Below are 19,968 nucleotides of genomic sequence, written 5' to 3'. Positions count from 1 at the left end.
GGATGAACATCAAGCTGGCAGGCATCAACTTTCGGGTTTTGCGGTAGCGCAGGGCAAATAGGATAGACCCCAGCACCGCCGTCCCCAAGCCCAGCCCCCAGTGGGGATCCACCCCCAGCAGCCCATAGCTGACTCCGCTGAGTGCGGCCCCAACCAGCCGCAGAGAGCAAAGAGCAGAGAGGAAAGAGGAGAGATTTCTTCCTCTCACTCCTCTCTTCTCACTTCTCACTCCTCGCTCCTCGGTACTCAATTCGAGACCTAGTACGTGCCCTCAAGAAGGACAAGGTAAGAATTAGAGACGCATAGACCGTTACCGGGAAAACCGTTTCTTTCCTGTCGCTCTCAATAAGATAAAAAGTCTGACTCCAATCCAATTGACCCCAGTCCAAGAAAGAGCGAGGATGCCAACCATGAGTACGACTGCAACTGCCACCACCGTTGTCCGGGTGCCGATTGTGGATGCCACCCCGGAAAATGTGCAACCCTTCGGCCAACTTTTGGGGGACGATGTGACCAATCCTGGCCTGGGGATCCCCTTTTATCAGGAGCGTGTCCTGGAAGGACAAAACATCGACTTTCAGTACACCGGTAGAGCTGTTATCCGTACCGCCAAGATCCTGCCCGGCTATCCACCTGTGCTCTGGCTAGAGCGCCACATGCGTATGACCCAGTTGTTCGTCGGTCTGGGGCAAGAGCCGTTCATCATGGTGATGGCTCCTCCCAACCATCCCCAAGAAGCTCCCGATCTCGACAAAGTACAAGCCCTGCGATTCCCTGCCGGGCATGGGCTGCTGCTGCACCTCGGCACGTGGCACGATTTCCCCATTGCCTGCGAGCGCCCCGCTGTGGTGCTAACCGCCAACTCTGAGGAAGTGGTGGAAGCCCTGGCCAGCATGAAAGGTGCCCAGGAAATGAATCAGGGGGATGTATTCAAAATTTCCCTCCCCCAACGGCTGAAAGCGGAGATCCACCTGGAGTTGGTCTGAACGCAAACCTGGATCCCGGGTCTCCACAGAATGCCAAAGCCTCAGTTCTAGAAGCGGCCCTCTATCAGCCTTTGGCCAGATAGGGGACTCGTCGCCTTATTGGGGTCGGCCTCTTGTACCGAAACCACCCTTTGGGCTCTTTCTCCCTTGCAAGGGACAGCGCTCTGCAACAGATTCTGGTAGTGGTTTATTTCTCCAAAAAGGTGCCCCGGCAGCATCCCATTTTGACTACAGGAGGCCGGTATTCCCGGATACTTGAAAAGCAAGGCGCGATGTTCATTTTGGGCAATCACGAATGTCGTTACAGCCCTTTCGCGAGTTTACTCCCTCCGCATCTGGGTTCCCGGCCCACTTGGGTAAGGGGCTCTGGCAGCGGATCTTGTGCAGGTGACCGGCGGAAGGGCTGCTATCGCGGGCCATCTCGGCAGCAGCTTGACCCATCCAAACTTTGTCTAAGTATTCGAGAACACCTATCCACCCAGCGAAGAGCTTTGAGACAAGTTCAGAGAGAAATGCCCCTGCGCAAGGGAGGATTCACAAGCAAAGTGCGAGACAGAAGGCTACCTACGACTCTGCCAATGGGACTCTCTAGGAGAGGCGTATCCAACCGGAAGATTCACAAACGTCTGCAGCGTTGGCATCTGAAGAGAGTTGCCTTATATTAAATCAGCTAGCATGTTCGATATTTGCCAGAATTTAAGTTATCGTGAGAGCTGACATGCCATCCAATTGGTCAGACATCCATCCTCCCAATCCTGGGCAAGGGCTCGATCAAACTCAGTCAACGCCTTCCCATTGGAATGAGGGCTACAGGGGAGAAGGCTCTCACGCCGAGTATGAGAGGAACGGATCTCAGACCAGAGCGGCGGATCGTCCAGAGGAGATCATGCCGAGCAATGCCGCAAAGATTAAGGTTGTAGGCGTGGGGGGTGGGGGTGGCAACGCGGTCAGTCGGATGGCGGCCAGTAACCTCGTGGGCGTTGAGTTTTGGAGCGTCAATACCGATGCGCAGGCCCTTGCCCAGTCCTCGACGGTGAACCGCTTGCAAATTGGGCAGAAGTTGACTCGAGGCTTGGGTGCAGGCGGTAACCCGGCTATTGGCCAGAAAGCGGCAGAAGAATCCAGCGAAGAAATAGCAGCAGCCATCAAAGGAGCAGATCTGGTCTTCATTGCCGCCGGCATGGGGGGAGGCACGGGCACGGGTGGAGCACCCATCATTGCCCAAATTGCCAAAGCCAGCGGTGCCCTGACGGTGGGAGTGGTGACACGGCCCTTTTCCTTTGAGGGCAAGCGCCGCAGCAAGCAGGCCGAGGAAGGGATCCAAGCGCTGCAAGAGGCAGTCGATACCCTGATTGTGATTCCCAACGACAAGTTGCTTTCGGTGATCTCCGAGCAAACCCCTGTCCAAGAGGCTTTTCGCGTTGCGGATGATGTGCTGCGTCAGGGGGTGCAGGGCATCTCGGATATCATTCTCATCCCCGGCATGATCAACGTGGATTTTGCCGATGTGCGCAGCGTGATGGCCGATGCCGGTTCTGCCTTGATGGGGATTGGCATGGGATCCGGCAAATCTCGCGCCCGCGAGGCTGCCATTACCGCTGTATCTTCGCCGCTTTTGGAAACCTCCATCGAAGGGGCCAAAGGTGTCCTCTTCAACATTACCGGTGGGCCGGATTTGTCCTTGCATGAAGTCACAGTGGCTGCCGAGATCATCGCCGAAGCTGTGGATCCCGAGGCCAACATCATCTTCGGCACCGTCCAAGACGAGCGCATGCAGGGGGAAGTGCGCATCACCGTTATTGCCACCGGTTTCCATGAGAAAGCCCGTGCGGCTGCCATCCCTGCTGCAACCAAAGTTTCTGCCTCCAACAAGTCAGGGGTTCGTAAGCCCACCCCCACGAGCCCTGAGCTGCCGCCTCGACAGCCCCCGGAGCCTGAGCCTCCGATGTCGGGTGGCTTGGATATTCCCGAGTTTTTGCGCCGCCGGCGGCCCCCTTCGTAGAGTAGAGTGAAGGAATGCCGGTATCTTGGTGCCGGTTGTCAAGGGTGGGGAGTGCTTCGGGGTTAAGCCATGAACATTGTTGTCTTGGCGGGGGGTCGTTCGGCAGAACGTCAAGTTTCTTGGGTAACGGGTAAAGCCTGCAAGCGAGCTTTGGAGGATTTGGGCCACCGGGTGAAGGTGATCGACCCAGAGGAGGATCTGCCGCTGCGCCTTTGGCAGGAACGGCAAGCCGGCTGCGATTTCGTTTGGATTGCCCTGCATGGCCCCGGCGGCGAGGATGGGGTGGTACAGGGGATGCTGGACTGGCTGGGCCTGCCTTACCAAGGATCCGGGCCGCTGGCCAGTGCCCTTGCCATGGATAAGCTGGTCTCCAAGCAGATCTTTCGCGCCGCAGGGATCCCTACCCCCGATTGGCGGGTTTGGGATGACCAAAACCCCCTCGCTTGGGCCGACTGTGCGGCAGAGTTGGGATCCCCACTGGTGGTTAAGCCCAGCAACAACGGCTCGACGGTGGGCATCAGCATTGTCCGGGATGAGCAGTCATTGGCTCAGGGGCTGGAGTTGGCCCGCTCGGTCTCGTCGCGGGTTTTTCTGGAGCGCTATGTTCCCGGAAAGGAGATCACCCTCTCGATCTTGTCCGGCCAAGTTCTTCCGGCCATTGAGATCATCCCCGCCCAAGGCGACTTCTACGACTACGAAGCCAAGTACGCGCCCGGTGGCTCGCGGCATCTGATCCCCTGTTCCCTCAGCCCGGCAGGATTGGCCCGCTGTGAGGCGGCAGGTCTGAAGGCCTATCGGGTGTTGGGGTGCGAAGGCTTGGCGCGGGTGGATCTGCGGGTGGATCCCGAGGAAAATCCTTGGGTGTTGGAGGTGAATACACTGCCCGGCATGACCCCCACTTCCCTCTGTCCTGATGCGGCGGCAGCTCTGGGGTGGACGTTCACCGAGTTGGTGGAGCGAATGCTGCAGGATGCCCTGCGAAAGGCAAACCTGACCGGATCCCGGCGTTCTCAAAGTCCATCGGCGACCCTCGGCAACGCTCCCTGAGGCTTTTCCTAAGACAAGAGCCTCTACCCCAGGTTTTTGCTCTCTCAGAGAAGGGCAACCAGCAAAAGAACTACCCCAGCTCCAACAATCAGTACAGCTCCCCCCAGCCACACCCAGGAGATGCGGGACCTGCTGCCTATGTCGGTTTTCCCGACAGGATTCTCCGGCGCAGGTTCAGGCTTTGAGTTGACCGAATCCGGGGCAACAACTGTCAGATCCTGCAGTAGGCGATCGCCTTTTTTTTCCAACAGAACTGTGGTTTCTTCTGAGGCCAGCAGCGGGTTCAACAAGGGGGCCGTTTGCTCCCACTCGTATTCAGAATGTCCCGACTCACGCCCGTACACCGTGACCTGCTCCAAGCCGGGCAAGCCCAACACTCTGAGCTCCGCCTGCACCCGTTCCATGAGATGGGGGTAGTCCACTCGGGCCGAGGAGGATCGATTCAGAAGAACATGCAGATGACCTTGGCGGCGTTTGACCGCGATTTTGACCGGGGCAGCCAACCGAGCCTGCAACGCTCGGGCAATCTCAGCTTCGGTCATGGGGCAACATCCAAGGCATGCGGGTTAATTCTAATACAATCCTAGGGCAACGATGCAGAGGGTTACGGGGCCTCGGGGTAGAATGGGATGCGCGTTGGCGAAGAAAAGCAGAGCGTTCATCTTTTTCTCTCGCCGGATCCCTAGCCGGAAGTTCTATGCAGGAAAAAACCATTGTCCGCGATTATTTCAACTCCGTTGGCTTCGAGCGCTGGCGGCGCATTTATGGTGAAGAAGAAGTCAATTTCGTCCAAAAAGACATCCGCCTTGGCCATGCCCGCACGGTAGAGACGGTGTTGCAGTGGTTGGGGGATCCCTCGGGTTTACGCATTTGTGATGCCGGATGCGGGGTGGGCAGCCTCAGTTTGCCCTTGGCCGCCAGGGGGGCACAGGTGTTCGCCAGCGACATCTCGGAACAAATGGTGAGCGAAGCGCGCCGCCGCCAGCAAATGGAGCTGGGATCCACAGACAACCCCCAATTTTGGGTCTCGGATCTGGAGGAATTGACAGGGGAATACGATGTCGTCATCTGCCTTGATGTGATGATCCACTACCCCGAAGCCGATGCCCTCCGCATGTTAAAACACCTGACCTGCCTGGCCCAGTCCCGCCTGATCTTCAGTTTCGCTCCCAAAACCCCCTGGCTGACGCTGCTGAAGAAAGTGGGAGAGTTCTTCCCCGGCCCCAGCAAAACCACCCGCGCCTATCAACACCGAGAGGCGATCTTGGTGAGCCAATTAACCGAATGGGGCTGGAAAGTGCAGCAGCGACAAACCATTCGCAGCCGCTTCTACTTTGCTTGGCTGCTCGATCTGGTTCGCTGAACCTGCCGCCCACTGGATACCTTCTGTCGGAATGTTCGCCTGAGGTGGTGATCTCCCAGATTTCCAGACGCCAGGAAGCGATCTCGAGCCAGCAGTATGGCCATGCTGGTTTGCCTCAGCCCAAGGGGTCAGCCGAGGTTATCCAGTTGCTCCAGCAAATCGGGATCCGCCAACTTTTGTAGGGCAAGCCGCGCGTCATCCCGCACCCCCCAATCGGGATCGCGACTGGCGCTGGTCAGCAATTGCCTTGTTAGCATCGTGTAAACAATGGGATCCTCGAGAGCCAGTTTCACCTGTTGCCCCAGGATCCCTAAGCTCCAGGCACAGTTGCCGCGTACCGCTGCGATTGGATCTTGAGCCAAGCCCCGGCAGAGAGCTGCGACCGCCTCATGCAATGCCGGGCCAGGCAACGCCTGCGCCTGGGCCAGTTGTCCGAGGGCACTGGCAGCCCACAATCGCACTGCCGCGATATCCCCGGCCAACACTTCCAGCAACACCGGGTACGCCCGCGGATCCTTGGCATTGCCCAACGCCCACACCAAGCCTTTGCGCACATAGCCGTTCCAATCCCAGCGCAAGCCCTCGATCAGCACCTCCACCTCAGCGGGATCCGGATTCCGACCTAGGGCATAGGCTGCTCCCACCCGCACCAACGGGCAGGGATCCCGGACTAGGGCCAGCAGGGGTTTAACGGCGCGGGGTTCTTCGATCTCACAGAAGGCGCGGGCCGCCTGCATCCGCAAATAGGGATCCGGATCCTGCAACTGCTGCAGCATCAGCTCCACATCCACCTCCGGCGGTGAGTGAGGTGGCAGCTCGTCTAGGGGCTCAAGGGGGGAAAAAGCGTCTTCTTGCATGAAAGGGTGCCCAGGTGTTGGCGGAGGGGGCGAGCGCAAAACTTGCCCTTCCCCACGACAAAAGCCAGAGCCACAACAACCAAACCAGCAGCAGAGTTGCTGCCCATCATAAACTGCCGGGATCCTCCATCTGATCTGCTCTTTCCGGTTGGGATCCCGGAACCCTGAGCAAGTCCGCTCCTTCCAACACCCGCGCCGAGCGGATCACATCTCCCACCTGGATGCGCTCCACCCACTCCATCCCCTCGGTGACGTAGCCGAACACGGCATAGCGCCCGTCCAAAATCGGCAGAGCAGCGAGGGTGATGTAAAACTGGGAAGAGGCTGAGTCAAGTGGGCTAGAACGGGCCATGGCCACCGCCCCCAAACGATGGGGCAAGAGCAACTTACTCAGAGCAGCGGGATCCTGGATCAAGGTGTTGTAGCGGGGGTAGGGTTCCCCACGCAACCGAATTTCTAGGGGGATGGTGCGCAGGCGGTTGCTCCCCGGCTCTGTTGCACCCCCTGTACCGTCACCACGGGGATCCCCACCCTGCACCACAAAAGGCTGCGGATCCTTTTCCACCCGATGGAAGGTGAGGCCATTGTAAAAGCCCCGCTGAACCAAATCCACGAACTGGCCGCCGGTCAGGGGTGCCGCTTCCCCGTGGATCGCCAAGATCACCTTGCCTACCCCCTCAGCAGTTTGCACCTCCATCTCCACCACTGCCTTCCCTTGCAGTTGCGGGCGGCTAGCATAGGCCGCCGGGATCCCAGAGGGGGATTCTGACAAGGGGGGTGTGCTGCGACAAGCGGACAGGCCAAGACAGAGGTACGCCAAAACCAAGCCCGCTCTCACTCTGCAGCGGTTTATTCGCCCCGGCTTGGCGAATTTCATCTGCCCCTTCTCCTTCAATCCAATCTCCCACCCTCCAGGCGCTGCTCAACCCAGCAGGGATCCCTATCCAGGTGATTCAGATCCGCTGCGACAGCCCCAACTGCAAGGTGACGCTTTGAGCACCATTGCTCACCCTCACACCGTAGGGGCTGATGGAGGTAACCCGCCACTCTGCTTTCACCGCATGGCCAACAGCCACCTGACGTACTACGTTGTCGATCAAAATCAGAGCCTTGGGGGCACCTGGATCGTGGATCAATCCCACCAGCTTCATCTGCGGCACAGGCTGGGGTGGGATCCATGCCGGCAGCGGAGGAGCAGGTGCCCTGGGGGGAGAAGGAGCACCGACCCCTCTTGAAGCAAGAGGAGCGGCAACAGTCGGCGGCTTTGCCGGTTCGACCAAGACAGCCTTTGCAGAATCCTCAGGTGGAGCTTTGGGGTTTTCATCCACATCAGCAGCAGTGGGAAGCAAGGGCTCCTGGTGAGCATCGGAATGGGAAGAATTGGGTGCCTCAGCCAAGGGATCCCGCTCAGGCTGTGAAAAAACCACTGCCCGCGGGCGCAGGGTTATCCAAAAGGCCAGCCCTGCCACCAAAGTAGCGGCCAAAGCCATACCCAGCAGTAGCCCCCCGGCAGCAGAGAAGCGCCGGGAAAGCAGCGGGGGCCTTGTGCCGAGGTAGGGATATTCTCCGGCTTCTGACAGCCCCTCTTCCAAGCTGTTCTCCAGCTCCTCGAACAGCTCATCCAACAGAGAATCTGCCTGCTTGACTTGGCCAGACCATGCCCAAGGGGAACGACGGCCTCTGCCCGCTGAAGCATCTAACCCGGACATACAACCTCCCTAGCCTGAACGGCGGGGATCCCAAGGCGTTGAGACACTCAGCCAACAGTTGCCGTCCATCGCCCAAAGGCTCTCAGAGGAGCCGCATTTCTGGGTACTCGGTCAACAGCGCCTCTGCCGACAGGGTGTCTCCCTCCAACTGCGGCGTCCACAGCACTTCGATGGCTACAATCCGCTCCGCCGGAATCGAAGCCAACTGCACTAGGCACTGCCGCAGATCCGCCATGGAGTTAACTACAGGTAGTGTACCCAAGTTACCACGATACGCAACCAGTAGAGTTACCAGCAGGTACTCGCCAACATCTGGGATCCCAGCAGCAGATCGCTGCAGCGCCGCTTGGGAGACTTGTTGGATCTGGTTGTTGCGGTTGCTGAGGCTTTCGATGCTGAACTTGCTGCGCTCTTGCAAGGAGGCTTGGTAGAACAGGGATTCGGCGCGAGACAAGGGCAGCCTGTCGGCTTGGGCATGGCCATAGGCCCAGTAGTCGCTGTAGCGCATCAAGCCAAGAGTGACCTCTTGCAACAGTTGGCTCAGCCCTTCCGGCGACTGAGTATCCGCTTCCAGAGCCAGGGCGTTCATGTCTTTTTGCAGTTGTCGGGCGCTGGCCAGCAGGCCCACTTTCACCTGCGCAACGGTTACCTGCGGATCACGAACCCCAATGCTATCGTCCCCTTCTTCGGATCTGATCCCCGAGCGCAGCGTCTGCACCAAAAAGCTACCTGCCCCAACCAAGAGCAGCAGCGTCAGCAGGCCGCCACCCCCCCCTCCCCAGAAAAAGGGCACCAGCAGCGGAAAACCAAAGCCGCCTCCATAGCTGGGGTAGACAGGAGCTGAGTAGTGCGGGCCAATCGAGCGGGGGGCAGAGAACGTCGGAGACCGGAAAGATCCGCCGCCAATGCGACCGCCACTGCGTGCCCAAACAGCGCCTATGGGAGCCAGGGCCAAGGTCAAGGCCAGGGCAATGGCCAGCAGAGGCCGGCAGACGCGACCGATTCGTTTCAGCATGATCACAATGTTTTCGTCCATCACGGGGCTAGTCTTTCTTAATTCTACGCTTTCTCGTTGGCGGGAATAGGGGCGGAAACCGATCCCCCACCCGGCCATCTCACTTGTTCAATTCTTCTGTGTTGATTCTTTGTGTACTGAGCCGGCCAATGACCGTCAACCAATCGAGGCAGAGCCATGCTACGGTCTGGAAGGTTGCCAGGAGGAGGGCAAACAACAGCAATGCAAACTCAGGCTAACGTCCAAGCCGAGGAAAGAGAGCGGGCATCTTCTCCACCCCGTGCCCAGATTCGGCTGTTGGTGGTGGATATCGATGGCACGATTGCCGGGCCTTCCAACCAGGTTTCAGAGCCGGTTCGGGAGGCCATTCAGAAGGCCAAAGCAGCAGGGGTGCGAGTAGCCATCGCTACGGGTCGCATGCATCGTTCTGCCGAGCGGTTCCACTACGCGATTGGGGCCGATATGCCCCTATGCAGCTACCAGGGGGCTTTAATTCGGGATCCCGATAGCCAAAAGACCCTAAAGCACTGGAGTCTGGACTGGCCGCTGGCCGAGGAGTTGTTGCAAGCGTTGCAGGATCAGCCGGTGGGGGTTCACCTCTACATCGATGACCAGCTCTACTTACGGGAGCTGAGCCCTCTCAGTCAGGCCTATGCTGAGCGCTCTCAGGTGCCGTTCCAGATGTTCTCTTCCGCCCAATACGGACGAAGCCCCACCAAGATCCTGGCTGTTTCTGAGGATACCGAGTTCCTGCAGGAATTGCAGGGATCCCTGCGGCGGCGGTATTCCCCTGACCAGCTCTACCTCACCCGTTCAGAGCCGATTTTTCTCGAGGCTACCCATCCGGCGGTGAACAAGGGCAATGCCGTTCGTTTTTTGGCCGAGGAAATGCTGGGGTTGTCGGCGGAGCAGGTGATGGCCATTGGCGATGGCGACAACGACATTGAGATGCTGCGGTATGCGGGGATCGGGGTGGCGATGGGAAATGCCTCGCCAGCTCTCTTGCCCCATGCCGATTGGATTGCCCCTCCTGTGGCAGAAGACGGGGTGGCGGCAGCCATCGAGACCTTCATCCTCAGCTAGGCAGGGATCCCATGCTGGGTCTGGCTTCTTCTCCCTTTCCTGAGGTCACCCTGCGTCCGGCGCAGCAACAGGCGTTGGCCTACCAATCGGGGCCGCTGGGGATCGCCGCCGTTCCGGGGAGCGGCAAGACCTTTATTCTGGAGCTGTTGATCGCCGATTTAATTCTCAATCGGGGGATCCCACCGGAGCGCATCGGGGTGTTCACCTACATGCGTTCGGCGCGGGGCAACTTGATCAGCCGCATCAATCAACGTTTGCAACGGGCGGGGTATCCGGATCGCTTTACCCAGGCCTTTACCCTGCATTCTTTGTCGTTGCGGGTGTTGCGGGAGGCCCCCAGCCGTTGGGAGGAGCTGTCTATTTTGGAGGGATACGAACAGGAGCGGTTGCTCAGCCGCCTGTGCCGCGCTTGGCTCGTCCGCCATACTCAGCTCTGGGAGCCGCTGATCCCCGGCGACAACAACCCGCAAAAGATCGCCCAAAACCGAGCCCAGTTCCGGCGCAGTTTCCAGCAGATGGTGCAGGTGGTCATCAGCAGGGCCAAGAATCTACGCCTGGGGCCAGAAGTGATCCCCGGCGAGGGCTATCTGGGCTGGGCCGCTCCCATCTACGCCGGCTATCAGGCGGAATTGCGTCGCCTGGGCAAGTTAGACTACGACGACCTGGGCTGGCAAGCAGTGGATTTGATCGAGGGCAGCCCGGAGCTGCGGGAGCAGGTGCAAAACTGGTACGACTACCTGTTCGAGGATGAGGCCCAAGACAGTTCCCCCCTGCAGGAAGAGCTGCTGCGGCTGCTCAGCCAACGCACCGGCAACCTGGTGCGGGTGGGGGATCCCAACCAGAGCATCATGGGCACCTTTACCAGCGCCGAGCCGCGGCTGTTTCGCGCCTTTTGCCAGGCCAGTCCTCAGGTGGTGCTCTTGGATGAATCCAGCCGCAGCGCCCCCCAGATCATCGCTTTGGCCAACCGCCTGGTGGAGTGGGTGAATCAGCAGCACCCCATCCCGGCTTTGCGCACCGCTCTGCCCCCCCACCCCATTCAACGGCCCACCCCCGGTGGCCAAAACCCCCCGGCCAGCGAGGGTGGTGTGGACTTTCTGCGGGTCGTCGGATCCCCGGAGGAGGAGCTGCAACAGGTAGCGCGGCAGGCCATTGCAGCCACCCAAGCTTTTCCCGGCCAAACGGTGGCCATTCTGGTCACCACCAACGAGCTGGGGGGCAAAGCCCTCAGCTATCTCCAGGAAATGGGAGCGGAGCGGGTGATCGATCTGTTGCGGGGCAGTCCCAGTCAGCGGCGGGTGTTGTTGCAGCTCAAGGGAATCATCGACTGGTTTGCCCAGCCCACTGCCCCCACTCGCTTGGCTGCTGCTGTGGATTGCTTGGCGGATTGGGCGGGGATCCCACGTGCTGAACTGGGACCGATGTTGACCTGGATCCGCGCCTCTCTGCCGGAGCGGCTGCTATTTCCCAACTTTGGTGAGGCTCCCGCTCTGCCCGATGGCCCGCCTTGGCAGAACTTGGGCAGGCTGCTGCGCACCCTTGCCGGTTGGCTCCGGGCCGGGCGCTCCCCTTGGCCGGAGGTGCTGAATGTGATCGTTCAAAGCCTCTACCGCAAGCCGGAAGAGCTGTTTGTGGGTCGCTATGTAATCGATCAGCTGGAGCAGGTGCTGGGATCCCTGCCCGAAACCGATTGGCAGGAGATCGCCCAAGAATTTCAAGTGATTCTGGATCACCGCCTCAACAACTTGCCTTCGGAGATCTTCGCCTTCGACCCCGAGCCGGGCAGCATCACTGTCACGACTCTGCATCGGGCCAAGGGGCTGGAATGGGATCAGGTGTTCATCCCCCAGGTGTCGGCCTACGAGTTTCCCACCCAGTACGAGGAGCGGCCCCTGGGGCTGAGGTTTTTGGAAGATGTGGATATGACAGCGGAGGCCCTGGCCCAGTTGCGGCAGCTCAGCCCCAAAAGCTGTTGGGATCTGCAGGCCGACTCTGCCACCAAGCAAGCCTTTTTGGACTTGGCAGCGGAGCGGCTGCGGCTGCTGTATGTGGGCATCACCCGCAGCAAACGACGGCTCACCCTCTCGGTATCCAGCCAATCTCGCTTTGGCACAGAGCAGAGTTCATCTTTGGTGTTTCGGGTGTTAAGTCGCAGTTTTAGGGCCGGTTGACCGGGTGAGTCTCTCGTTCTTCATGGATTGGCAACCTGCTAGCATGGCTAAGCCCGATAGCGCTTGCGCGCCGCCTTGCGGCAATGGGGCAGTCTTTCAGAAGCTATGGATATTCTGCAATGCAACCTCGGCGTATTGCCCGCGAACTGGCCCTGCTGGGGGTCAATCAACTGCCAGCCACGGCGGCCAAACTGAGCGAAAAACAACTGGAGGACTTGCTGCTGGCAGCCATCCGCGCCCTGAGTGAAGAGACCCATGAAACCCTCTCCACAGCGGCGGCGGAAATCCAGCGCAGCGACCGTTTGTTGCACGAGAGCGATCCTCTATTGTTGGCCGATTCGGATCCCAAGGAAGAGGGTGGATCCCGCTCCGTCACCCTCCGCCTTCAGCAGGCCCAACGACACCTGCAGCGCCTGGAAATCACTCTGAAGGAGGCGGACGTTCCTGACCCCAATGCCTTACGGGGGGAATTGCTGGAGCTAATCCAGCAGGTGCAAGTGGCCCTCGGCAACGCCGGCCAAGCCTTAGAACACCTGGAACAGCGGCTGCACAGCGTCCGCCACATCTTGGATGAGGTTGTCCAGTTGTCCCAAAGAGCAGTCAACCGGGTGGGCGTTGCCCTGTCCATGCCGGAACTGTTGTACATTGCCCAATCCCAAGAAGTGCGCGCCTACGCTTTGCAACTGTTAACTGCCCTGCGAACCCACAAGGAGGCGATTGATGCTCGTTTGCAAAAGGCTTTGGTGGGTTGGCAATTGCAGCGGGTTGGTCGGATCGAACGAGATATCCTGCGCCTGGCGGTGGTGGAGATGGAAATACTGGCCAGCAGCCCCGTGAAGGTTGCCATCAACGAAGCTGTAGAATTGGCCAAAAAATACGGGGATCCTGAGGCCGCCGCTTTCGTCAACGGAGTGCTGCGACGGGTAGTGGACAGCCAGATGGAGACCCACCGGGGTCGGGATCCCTCCCTCCCTGGTTCTGGTTCCGGGGGCTGAGCAGATCACTGGGGATCTTCCTTGCCAGGATAAAAGTCGGGATCCATCACCTGCTCAAATGTGTAGGGACACTGGGCAGGCAGATCTGCTTCAGACAATGGTGTTTCTCTCACCACCAACAGGATCCCGTCCTGGTGAGCCTCTTGCAGGGCTGCCGAAAGATCGGGCTTGAGGCTGGGACTGTCTTTGAGCAATCGCTGGATCTGGCGGCGTTGTTCAGTAATCGTTGCCCGCCAACTTTTGCCTCGCAGGTGGGGTTGCAATTGCCACTTCAGCAAATGCCCTACCAGGATCCCCAGCCGGTTCAGCAATTCCCGGCGTTCTTGCCTGCCCAAAGCCTCAATTTCCTCCACCAAGTTGGCGATATCCAGTTGATCCCACTGCCCCGATTTCAGCAGTGCGGCTTGCTTTTGCGTCCAGGCATAGAAGTCGTACTCGTAAAGTTGCATGCTTCATTGCCTAACTGGGCACTGGCCAAGGAGATCTTACTGACCCCGAACTACCCCTTTTTACCTTGAGCTCATTGATTTCCCGGACTAGGCCAAGTCCGGGAATGCTTGCGGAAAGCGGGTTTTGCCGGTTGGTTGGGGAAAGCGGGCGATGAGACTCGAACTCACGACATCCAGCTTGGGAAGCTAGCGTTCTACCACTGAACTACGCCCGCGTAAATCAATCTCAAGTTTAGCAAGCTGAAACCCTTGCTGAATCTAACCTATCACGTTCCCGACCCCTTGAGTAGGTGGGGAGTCGGGGGGCATATTTTGCCCGCAATTTGACCAGCAGGGAATGACGTCGAGAGACAAAGCTATCGTGCATGCTGGGGCAGGGCGAGAGTGGGTTAATCATCTTTCACATGGGATCCCTGGTACAACTGAGGCAGTATTCTGTCTGCGGCCTATGTCCAGCATCCTCCTGCTCTCCGGTAGTCCCAGCACTCCTTCTCGCTCAGAAGCCGTTTTACATCACGCTGCCGGGATCCTGTCCGATCTGGGATTGACCACTCAGTTTGTTTCGGTGCGGGATTTGCCCCCAGAGGATCTGGCACTGGCCAAGTTCGATAGCCCTCAACTCAAGGCAATTCAGCAAAAGGTGGCCCAAGCTACCGGGATCGTCATCTCTGCTCCCGTTTACAAAGCCTCCTATCCAGGTGTGTTGAAGGCACTGCTGGATTTGCTGGATCAAGACGCCTTTACCGGTAAAGTGATTCTCCCCATTGCCACCGGGGGAACCCTGGCCCATCTGCTGTCCATCGACTTTGCGATGAAACCTGTGCTGGCGGTGATGGGGGCAACCCACATCTTGAGAGGGGTTTATATCCTGAGTTCTCAAATTCAGTTGGACGCTGCCGGAACACTACAGCTAGAGGCCGACATCGAGGAACGTCTGCGAGCAGGGCTGCAGGCACTTGCGCAGGCGGTGAAATAGAAGAAATCAGAATTTTGCGGAGACTGGCCGAATACGGGATTGGTGCCCTGGGCCCGGAACCGGTTGCGGCAATCTATTCCGAAAAGTGCATAGGTGATTGCCCAGTCAGGCCCGAGAAGCCGCGGAAGAGCCGACGGCAAGGGATCCCTTTTGCGGGTATGGCCGGATTAAATTTCTATAAATCCCCCAAAAACCTGCAAAACCGTAAGTTATGATACAGACATAGGATAAATCGTTCATCTCTGCAGTTGGCTCACCGTTGGTTGGGAGCTGTGCAGAGACGGAAGTAGGGGTCTTCCCGAAGGAACGCGCCTCAACTGAATCGCGCCACTCTCTCCGTGGCTTACGGTTCAACAACAACAAACTCAACCCTTCGTTGATGGAGGCGACTTATGAAACTCTCTTTCCGTGGCAACACCTTTGACTACGTTCCCGCGCATACTCAGCTCAGTGATGAGGAGTTGCAAGCTCAGTATCGCGGTCAAACCTTCTGTGTGCACCACACCAGCAAGAAAGCGATGCCTCACCCTCATCAGCCCCTGACTTACCGGGGTGTAAGCTACTGAGGTGGATGCTTTTCACCCTTGTTCTAGGTGAGCTGGGGATCCACTGGAGATCTCCATAGAGATTCGGAAAAGACCGAGCGGCCCCGTTTGGGGTCGTTTTTTGAGGCAAAGCAACACCCCCAGAAGGAGCAGCACCCGTTCCACCTGAGAAGCAAGTAGATGGGTCTGGGCCTGCCGAGTTGAGTTTGAACGAGTTGAGTTTGAAATGGGAGCGATGCCGAGACAGGGTGCGCTAAGATGCGGTTCCAAGCGATAATGGCCTTAGCAACTTGCCCTACAGGGATCCGCTGCGATGGAAGCGTTTTTCGAGTTTCTCTGGTCGGCTTCGGCCATCTTGCTGGTGATCTTGGTGCTGCTGCACAGCCCTAAGGGGGATGGGTTGGCGGGCATTGGCGGGCAGGCCCAGCTGTTCTCCAGCTCCAAGAGTGCTGAGCAAAACCTCAACCGCATCACCTGGACGGTAGCGACCCTTTTCCTCTCCATCAGCGTGGTGTTGGGGGCGGGCTGGCTCTCGGCAGCCACAGGGCCATAGGGATCCCTTTCCGTGTTGGCGATTTACCTGCATGGATTCGGCTCTGGGCCGCAGTCGGCCAAGGCAACTTTCTTTCGGCAGCGGCTGCAGCAGGTGGGGATCCCTGTTCAGGTGCCTGATCTGAACCAGGACAATTTTGCCCAGCTCACCTTGACCCGCCAGATCCAGCAGGTTTCCAGCCAGCTTGCCGAGATGAACTACCCCCCTGTCACCCTCATCGGCTCTAGCTTGGGGGGCCTGGTGGCTGCTTGGGTTGCCGAACGACAACCTTGCGTGCAGCGCTTGGTGCTCTTGGCGCCGGCTTTTGGCTTTTTAGGCCATTGGCTGCCGCGGCTGGGGGCAGAGGCGGTGGAGACTTGGCAGCGAACCGGACAACTCATGGTGTTTCACTACGGAGAAGGCCGCCCTCTCCCTTTGGAGTACGGCTTTGTCGCCGATGCCCAACGCTACCCGGATGGGGCGTTGCGACGGCCTGTGCCCACCTTGATTGTGCATGGGATCCAAGATGAAACCATCCCCATTCAAGCCAGCCGAGACTACGTGGCCTGTCGCCCCTGGGCCCAACTGGTGGCGGTGGAGAGCGACCACGCCCTGACGGATGTGTTGGATCCCATCTGGCAGATCACCAGCCGCTTCTGCGGGTGGGGGATGGAGACGGGGCAGTAGGGTTGTTAAAGAGGATCCCTGTCCCGTGCTTGCCCATTCGCGAAAGCGTCGCGTAGCGATAATGTCTATGCAATCCAAAGTGCTGTGCCTACAACAGGGGAAGGCTGACGTGACTGCCGGCTTGCTCTTCGATATGGACGGGGTGATTGTGGATTCGGAACCAATCCATGCCCGCGCCGGGGCCATTGCCCTGCAACGCTGCCACCTATCCCTGGATTTGGCCCCCATCTCCCTGCAGTTCAAGGGGCGCACCGACCGCGACATGTTCGAGTACCTCGTCCAACACCAGACAGACACCCCGCCTGCGGAACAGCCCCTGCTGGTGCAGCGCCTGATCGAGGAAAAGGCCAAGGCTTTTGGCGAGCTGCTGGCAGAGGTACCCCTGGTGCCGGGGGTGCTGGAGTTTTTGGCGGCCAGCCGCCGGCGCTTTTCTGCCCTGGCCGTCACTACCTCAGCTATCCGCCGAGATCAGGCGCAGATTTTCCAGCGCTTCGACCTGCACCGCTGGTTTGACGCGGTGATTACCGCCGAAGATATTCAGCGGGCCAAGCCCGACCCAGAGCCCTACCTGAAAACGGCTGCCGCCGTGGGGCTGGATCCGGCGTTGTGTTTGGTGATTGAAGACTCCACCTACGGGATCCGCGCCGCTAAGGGGGCTGGCTGTTTTGCGGTGGGCCTCACCACGGCTTTCACCGCCGAGGAACTGCGCCACGCCGGGGCAGATGTGGTGGTGGACAGCTTTGCGGAGTTGGCCGCACTCCTGTTCGCGAGAGCGTCGCGTAGCGATAACCTGCCTGTGTAGGGAGCCCAGCCCATTCGCGAGAGCGTCGCGTAGCGATATGCCAGCACCCACTTTTTTGCGGCAGGCCCTGGATCGCTATCCGTTTGCTTCGCGGCGACGGGTGGTGATGGGCAGACAGGGATCCGTGGCCACCAGCCAACCTTTGGCGGCAATGGCGGGCATGGAGATGTTCTGGGCGGGCGGCAATGCTGTGGATGCAGCCGTGGCAATGGCGGTGGCTTTGACGGTGGTGGAGCCAACCTCCAATGGCATTGGCGGCGATGCCTTTGCTCTGGTGTGGGAGGGGGGGGAGGAGGGTCAGCTGTACGGGTTGAATGCTTCCGGTCGCAGCCCAGCCGCCCTGACGCCGGAGCGGTACCGGGACCATGGGCGGATCCCCCCCTACGATTGGCCGGCGGTGACGGTGCCGGGGGCAGTTTCCGCTTGGCAGGCCCTGCACCGGCGCTGGGGAAAGCTGCCGTTCGAGCGTCTGTTTGTGCCTGCCCTTCGTCTGGCGCAAGAGGGATTTCCGGTCTCTCCCCGAGTTGCTCAATTGTGGCAGGCGGCGGAGGCCATCTATTTGCCCCTGCCGGATCCGCGCCACGACGCCTTCAAGGCCGTTTTCTTTCCCCAAGGGCGTGCCCCACGGGCTGGAGAGCGCTGGAGCAGCCCCCTGCATGCTCAAACCCTAGAAGAGATTGCCCGTAGCGGTGGGGAGAGTTTTTACCGGGGGGAGCTGGCGGAGAAGTTGCTGGCTTTCTCGGAGGCCACGGGCGGCTTCCTGTCCCCCGCCGACTTGGCTGAGCACCGGGCCGATTGGGTGGAACCCATCCATACGGATTACCGGGGCTACACCGTCTGGGAGATCCCCCCCAACGGGCAGGGCATTGCCGCTCTGATGGCGCTCAACCTTTTGGAGGGTTTTGAGCTGGGGCAGATCCCCATCGGCGAGCGCTATCACCTGCAGATCGAGGCGATGAAGCTGGCCTTTGCCGATGTGAGCCGACAGGTGGCAGATCCGGAGTATGTGCGGGTCAGTCCTGCCCAGATGCTGGATAAGGCTTATGCGCAGCGGCGGCGGCAGTTGATCGGGGCTGAGGCAATCTCCTTGGCTCCGCCAGGGCTGCCGGAGGGGGGAACGGTTTATCTGGCTGCAGCCGATAGGGAGTTGATGGTGTCTTTGATTCAGTCGAATTTCGATGGCTTCGGCAGCGGCCTGCTGGTTCCGGGCACGGGCATTGCCCTGCACAATCGCGGCACCGGTTTCACCCTGGAGCCCGGCCATCCCAACCAGGTGGGCCCCCGCAAGCGCCCCTACCACACGATCATCCCCGCTTTTCTATCCAGAGAAGGGATCCCCCTCGGCCCTTTTGGTGTCATGGGGGGGGCAATGCAGCCCCAAGGCCATGTGCAGGTGGTGGTGAATTTGGTGGATTACGGCCTGAACCCCCAGGCGGCTCTGGATGCGCCCCGCTGGCGAGTGCTGTGGGATCAGGGGATCCCGCAGGTGGCGCTGGAGAGCACGGTGCCGCCCCAGGTGGTGCGCGAACTCTCCGCCCGCGGCCATGCAGTGCAGGTGGTGGAGGCAGAAGAGGATTACGGCCTTTTTGGCCGGGGACAGATCCTCTTGCGGGATGGGGATCACTTCATTGCGGCTTCCGAACCTCGTGCCGATGGCCTAGCCCTGGCGTGGTAGAGTGCCTAGCTCATCACCATGCCACCATCGATGGCAAAAACCTGTCCCGTGATGTAGGCCGCCGCCGGATCTGCCGCCAAAAAACGCACCAGCCCCGCCACTTCTGCCGGGGATCCCAGTCGCCCCAGGGGGATCTGCGCCAAAATCGGGCCAGGATCCAGTTTTTCGGTCATTTGGGTGGTGATGAACCCCGGTGCCACGGCGTTGACGGTGATGTTGCGGCTGGCCAGCTCGCGAGCTGCTGTCTTGGTGAGGCCCACCACCCCTGCTTTGGCGGCGCTGTAGTTGGCCTGGCCGGCATTGCCCACCAAGCCCACCACCGAGGTGATGTTGATGATGCGCCCCTGGCGCTGCTTTACCATGATTTTGGCGGCTGCCTTTAGGCAGAGAAAGACCCCCGTCAGGTTGAGATCCAGCACCGCCTGCCAATCTTCCGGCTTCATGCGCAGCAGCAGGGTGTCGCGGGCCATGCCGGCATTGTTCACCAGCACATCCACCCGACCCCACCGCTCCATCACCTGGGCAAACAGGCCCTCCACTGCCTCTGGGCAAGACACATCGGCGGCCACAGGGATCCCTTCTCCCCCCAGGGCCGCGATCTCCTCCACCAGGGACTCGGCTTCGGCAGCGGAGCGGGCGTAGTTGATCGCCACTTTTGCTCCAATGGCCCCCAGGTGCAGGGCAATCGCCCGGCCAATGCCCCGGCTGGCTCCGGTGACCACAGCCACCCGGTCTTGGAGGGAAGGCAAAGGGAGAAGCTCAGACATAAGCGGCAGGTTCCTCGTGATTCGGACAGCGTGATTAGGACAGCCGCAACAGTATAGGATGCTTTGGGGCCGTCTGGCTGCCACGGACTTCCCTGCGATCGCCTGCGCCATGTCCGTCCTAACCGCCGATGGCATCGGCAGGAGGGATCCCACGGCTCTGTGCAGTCACCCTGCCCGCAAGATGTGTTGACGGACGGATTCCCAGACCAACGGGCGAGCAGAGCCGGACTATGATCAAAGGCTAGGCTGCAGCAGAGCATGACTCTAGTCAATAATAAGCTCAACTATACTGAAAATAATGTATAAT

General features: G+C 59.6%; 20 protein-coding genes, 1 tRNA gene, 1 pseudogene and 1 riboswitch. Of the genes and pseudogenes, 13 read left to right on the top strand and 9 right to left on the bottom strand.

Annotated features, from left to right (window positions below; genetic code table 11):
* A pseudogene (locus tag NW838_RS11420) lies at window positions 1-208 on the bottom strand (hypothetical protein); the annotation flags it as partial.
* Window positions 209-410: 202 nt separating this feature from the next.
* Here NW838_RS11420 and NW838_RS11415 point away from each other — a divergent pair.
* The 3 genes from NW838_RS11415 (at window position 411) to NW838_RS11405 (ending at window position 4,035) form a co-directional block, all read left to right on the top strand.
* A complete protein-coding gene (locus NW838_RS11415) occupies window positions 411-986 on the top strand; it encodes an ureidoglycolate lyase (protein WP_414356334.1) in 576 nt (191 codons plus the stop codon).
* Between the two features lie 886 nt (window positions 987-1,872).
* On the top strand, window positions 1,873-2,988 hold the full coding sequence (gene ftsZ / locus NW838_RS11410; protein WP_414356337.1) for a cell division protein FtsZ: 1,116 nt from the start codon (window positions 1,873-1,875) through the stop codon (window positions 2,986-2,988).
* 69 nt (window positions 2,989-3,057) lie between these two features.
* The gene (locus NW838_RS11405) at window positions 3,058-4,035 is read left to right on the top strand and encodes a D-alanine--D-alanine ligase (protein ID WP_414356339.1); all 978 of its coding nucleotides are present in this window, start codon (window positions 3,058-3,060) and stop codon (window positions 4,033-4,035) included.
* Window positions 4,036-4,079: 44 nt separating this feature from the next.
* On the opposite strand, the gene NW838_RS11400 is transcribed toward NW838_RS11405, so the two are convergent.
* Window positions 4,080-4,577 carry a hypothetical protein gene (locus tag NW838_RS11400; protein ID WP_414356340.1) on the bottom strand — a complete coding sequence of 166 codons (498 nt, stop codon included), beginning with the start codon at window positions 4,575-4,577 and terminating at the stop codon, window positions 4,080-4,082.
* A 155-nt stretch (window positions 4,578-4,732) separates the two neighbouring features.
* Between NW838_RS11400 and bchM the strand changes: the two genes are divergently transcribed.
* Window positions 4,733-5,398 (top strand): magnesium protoporphyrin IX methyltransferase, encoded by a 666-nt coding sequence (gene bchM, locus NW838_RS11395; protein ID WP_414356342.1) that lies wholly within the window; start codon window positions 4,733-4,735, stop codon window positions 5,396-5,398.
* Between the two features lie 128 nt (window positions 5,399-5,526).
* On the opposite strand, the gene NW838_RS11390 is transcribed toward bchM, so the two are convergent.
* The 4 genes from NW838_RS11390 to NW838_RS11375 all read right to left on the bottom strand — a co-directional run bounded on the left by NW838_RS11390 (window position 5,527) and on the right by NW838_RS11375 (window position 9,000).
* Window positions 5,527-6,255, bottom strand: a complete 729-nt coding sequence (locus NW838_RS11390) for a HEAT repeat domain-containing protein (RefSeq protein WP_414356345.1) — start codon at window positions 6,253-6,255, stop codon at window positions 5,527-5,529.
* Between the two features lie 106 nt (window positions 6,256-6,361).
* Window positions 6,362-7,132 carry a peptidylprolyl isomerase gene (locus NW838_RS11385; RefSeq protein WP_414356348.1) on the bottom strand — a complete coding sequence of 257 codons (771 nt, stop codon included), beginning with the start codon at window positions 7,130-7,132 and terminating at the stop codon, window positions 6,362-6,364.
* A gap of 76 nt (window positions 7,133-7,208) precedes the next feature.
* The gene (locus NW838_RS11380; protein ID WP_414428069.1) at window positions 7,209-7,964 is read right to left on the bottom strand and encodes a hypothetical protein; all 756 of its coding nucleotides are present in this window, start codon (window positions 7,962-7,964) and stop codon (window positions 7,209-7,211) included.
* Between the two features lie 82 nt (window positions 7,965-8,046).
* The gene (locus tag NW838_RS11375) at window positions 8,047-9,000 is read right to left on the bottom strand and encodes a DUF1517 domain-containing protein (RefSeq protein WP_414428068.1); all 954 of its coding nucleotides are present in this window, start codon (window positions 8,998-9,000) and stop codon (window positions 8,047-8,049) included.
* Between the two features lie 201 nt (window positions 9,001-9,201).
* Between NW838_RS11375 and NW838_RS11370 the strand changes: the two genes are divergently transcribed.
* The 3 genes from NW838_RS11370 (at window position 9,202) to nusB (ending at window position 13,228) form a co-directional block, all read left to right on the top strand.
* The gene (locus NW838_RS11370; protein WP_414330353.1) at window positions 9,202-10,062 is read left to right on the top strand and encodes a Cof-type HAD-IIB family hydrolase; all 861 of its coding nucleotides are present in this window, start codon (window positions 9,202-9,204) and stop codon (window positions 10,060-10,062) included.
* A gap of 11 nt (window positions 10,063-10,073) precedes the next feature.
* Entirely contained in the window at window positions 10,074-12,233 is a 2,160-nt protein-coding gene (locus NW838_RS11365) for an ATP-dependent helicase (protein WP_414428067.1), read from the top strand.
* Window positions 12,234-12,352: 119 nt separating this feature from the next.
* Window positions 12,353-13,228, top strand: coding sequence for a transcription antitermination factor NusB (nusB, locus tag NW838_RS11360; RefSeq protein ID WP_414331399.1), 876 nt, complete (start codon window positions 12,353-12,355; stop codon window positions 13,226-13,228).
* Between the two features lie 5 nt (window positions 13,229-13,233).
* On the opposite strand, the gene NW838_RS11355 is transcribed toward nusB, so the two are convergent.
* Together NW838_RS11355 and NW838_RS11350 are read right to left on the bottom strand one after the other, a co-directional pair.
* Entirely contained in the window at window positions 13,234-13,677 is a 444-nt protein-coding gene (locus tag NW838_RS11355) for a DUF29 domain-containing protein (RefSeq protein WP_414356354.1), read from the bottom strand.
* 143 nt (window positions 13,678-13,820) lie between these two features.
* A tRNA-Gly gene (locus NW838_RS11350) sits at window positions 13,821-13,892 on the bottom strand.
* A gap of 233 nt (window positions 13,893-14,125) precedes the next feature.
* On the opposite strand from NW838_RS11350, the gene ssuE reads away from it, so the two are divergent.
* The 6 genes from ssuE to NW838_RS11320 all read left to right on the top strand — a co-directional run bounded on the left by ssuE (window position 14,126) and on the right by NW838_RS11320 (window position 18,894).
* Window positions 14,126-14,653 carry an NADPH-dependent FMN reductase gene (gene ssuE, locus NW838_RS11345; RefSeq protein ID WP_414331394.1) on the top strand — a complete coding sequence of 176 codons (528 nt, stop codon included), beginning with the start codon at window positions 14,126-14,128 and terminating at the stop codon, window positions 14,651-14,653.
* Window positions 14,654-14,884: 231 nt separating this feature from the next.
* Window positions 14,885-14,966: riboswitch (Glutamine riboswitch) on the top strand.
* 79 nt (window positions 14,967-15,045) lie between these two features.
* Window positions 15,046-15,219, top strand: coding sequence for a DUF4278 domain-containing protein (locus tag NW838_RS11340; protein WP_083757650.1), 174 nt, complete (start codon window positions 15,046-15,048; stop codon window positions 15,217-15,219).
* 292 nt (window positions 15,220-15,511) lie between these two features.
* Entirely contained in the window at window positions 15,512-15,751 is a 240-nt protein-coding gene (gene secG / locus NW838_RS11335) for a preprotein translocase subunit SecG (protein ID WP_011433676.1), read from the top strand.
* A 12-nt stretch (window positions 15,752-15,763) separates the two neighbouring features.
* Window positions 15,764-16,417: a YqiA/YcfP family alpha/beta fold hydrolase gene (locus NW838_RS11330; protein WP_414356357.1), complete on the top strand. Its 654-nt coding sequence runs from the start codon at window positions 15,764-15,766 to the stop codon at window positions 16,415-16,417.
* 67 nt (window positions 16,418-16,484) lie between these two features.
* Window positions 16,485-17,219 carry an HAD family hydrolase gene (locus NW838_RS11325; protein WP_414356359.1) on the top strand — a complete coding sequence of 245 codons (735 nt, stop codon included), beginning with the start codon at window positions 16,485-16,487 and terminating at the stop codon, window positions 17,217-17,219.
* Window positions 17,220-17,256: 37 nt separating this feature from the next.
* Window positions 17,257-18,894, top strand: a complete 1,638-nt coding sequence (locus NW838_RS11320; RefSeq protein ID WP_414428066.1) for a gamma-glutamyltransferase family protein — start codon at window positions 17,257-17,259, stop codon at window positions 18,892-18,894.
* Window positions 18,895-18,899: 5 nt separating this feature from the next.
* Here NW838_RS11320 and fabG read toward each other — a convergent pair whose 3' ends face one another.
* The gene (fabG, locus tag NW838_RS11315; protein WP_414356363.1) at window positions 18,900-19,661 is read right to left on the bottom strand and encodes a 3-oxoacyl-[acyl-carrier-protein] reductase; all 762 of its coding nucleotides are present in this window, start codon (window positions 19,659-19,661) and stop codon (window positions 18,900-18,902) included.
* Window positions 19,662-19,968 lie beyond the last annotated feature (307 nt).

Origin of the sequence: Synechococcus sp. R55.2, from assembly GCF_047462075.1 — a bacterium.
Taxonomy (GTDB): Bacteria; Cyanobacteriota; Cyanobacteriia; order Thermostichales; family Thermostichaceae; genus Thermostichus.
The sequence above is the reverse complement of the archived record's forward strand: the minus strand, read 5'-3'. Positions and strand labels throughout refer to the sequence as shown.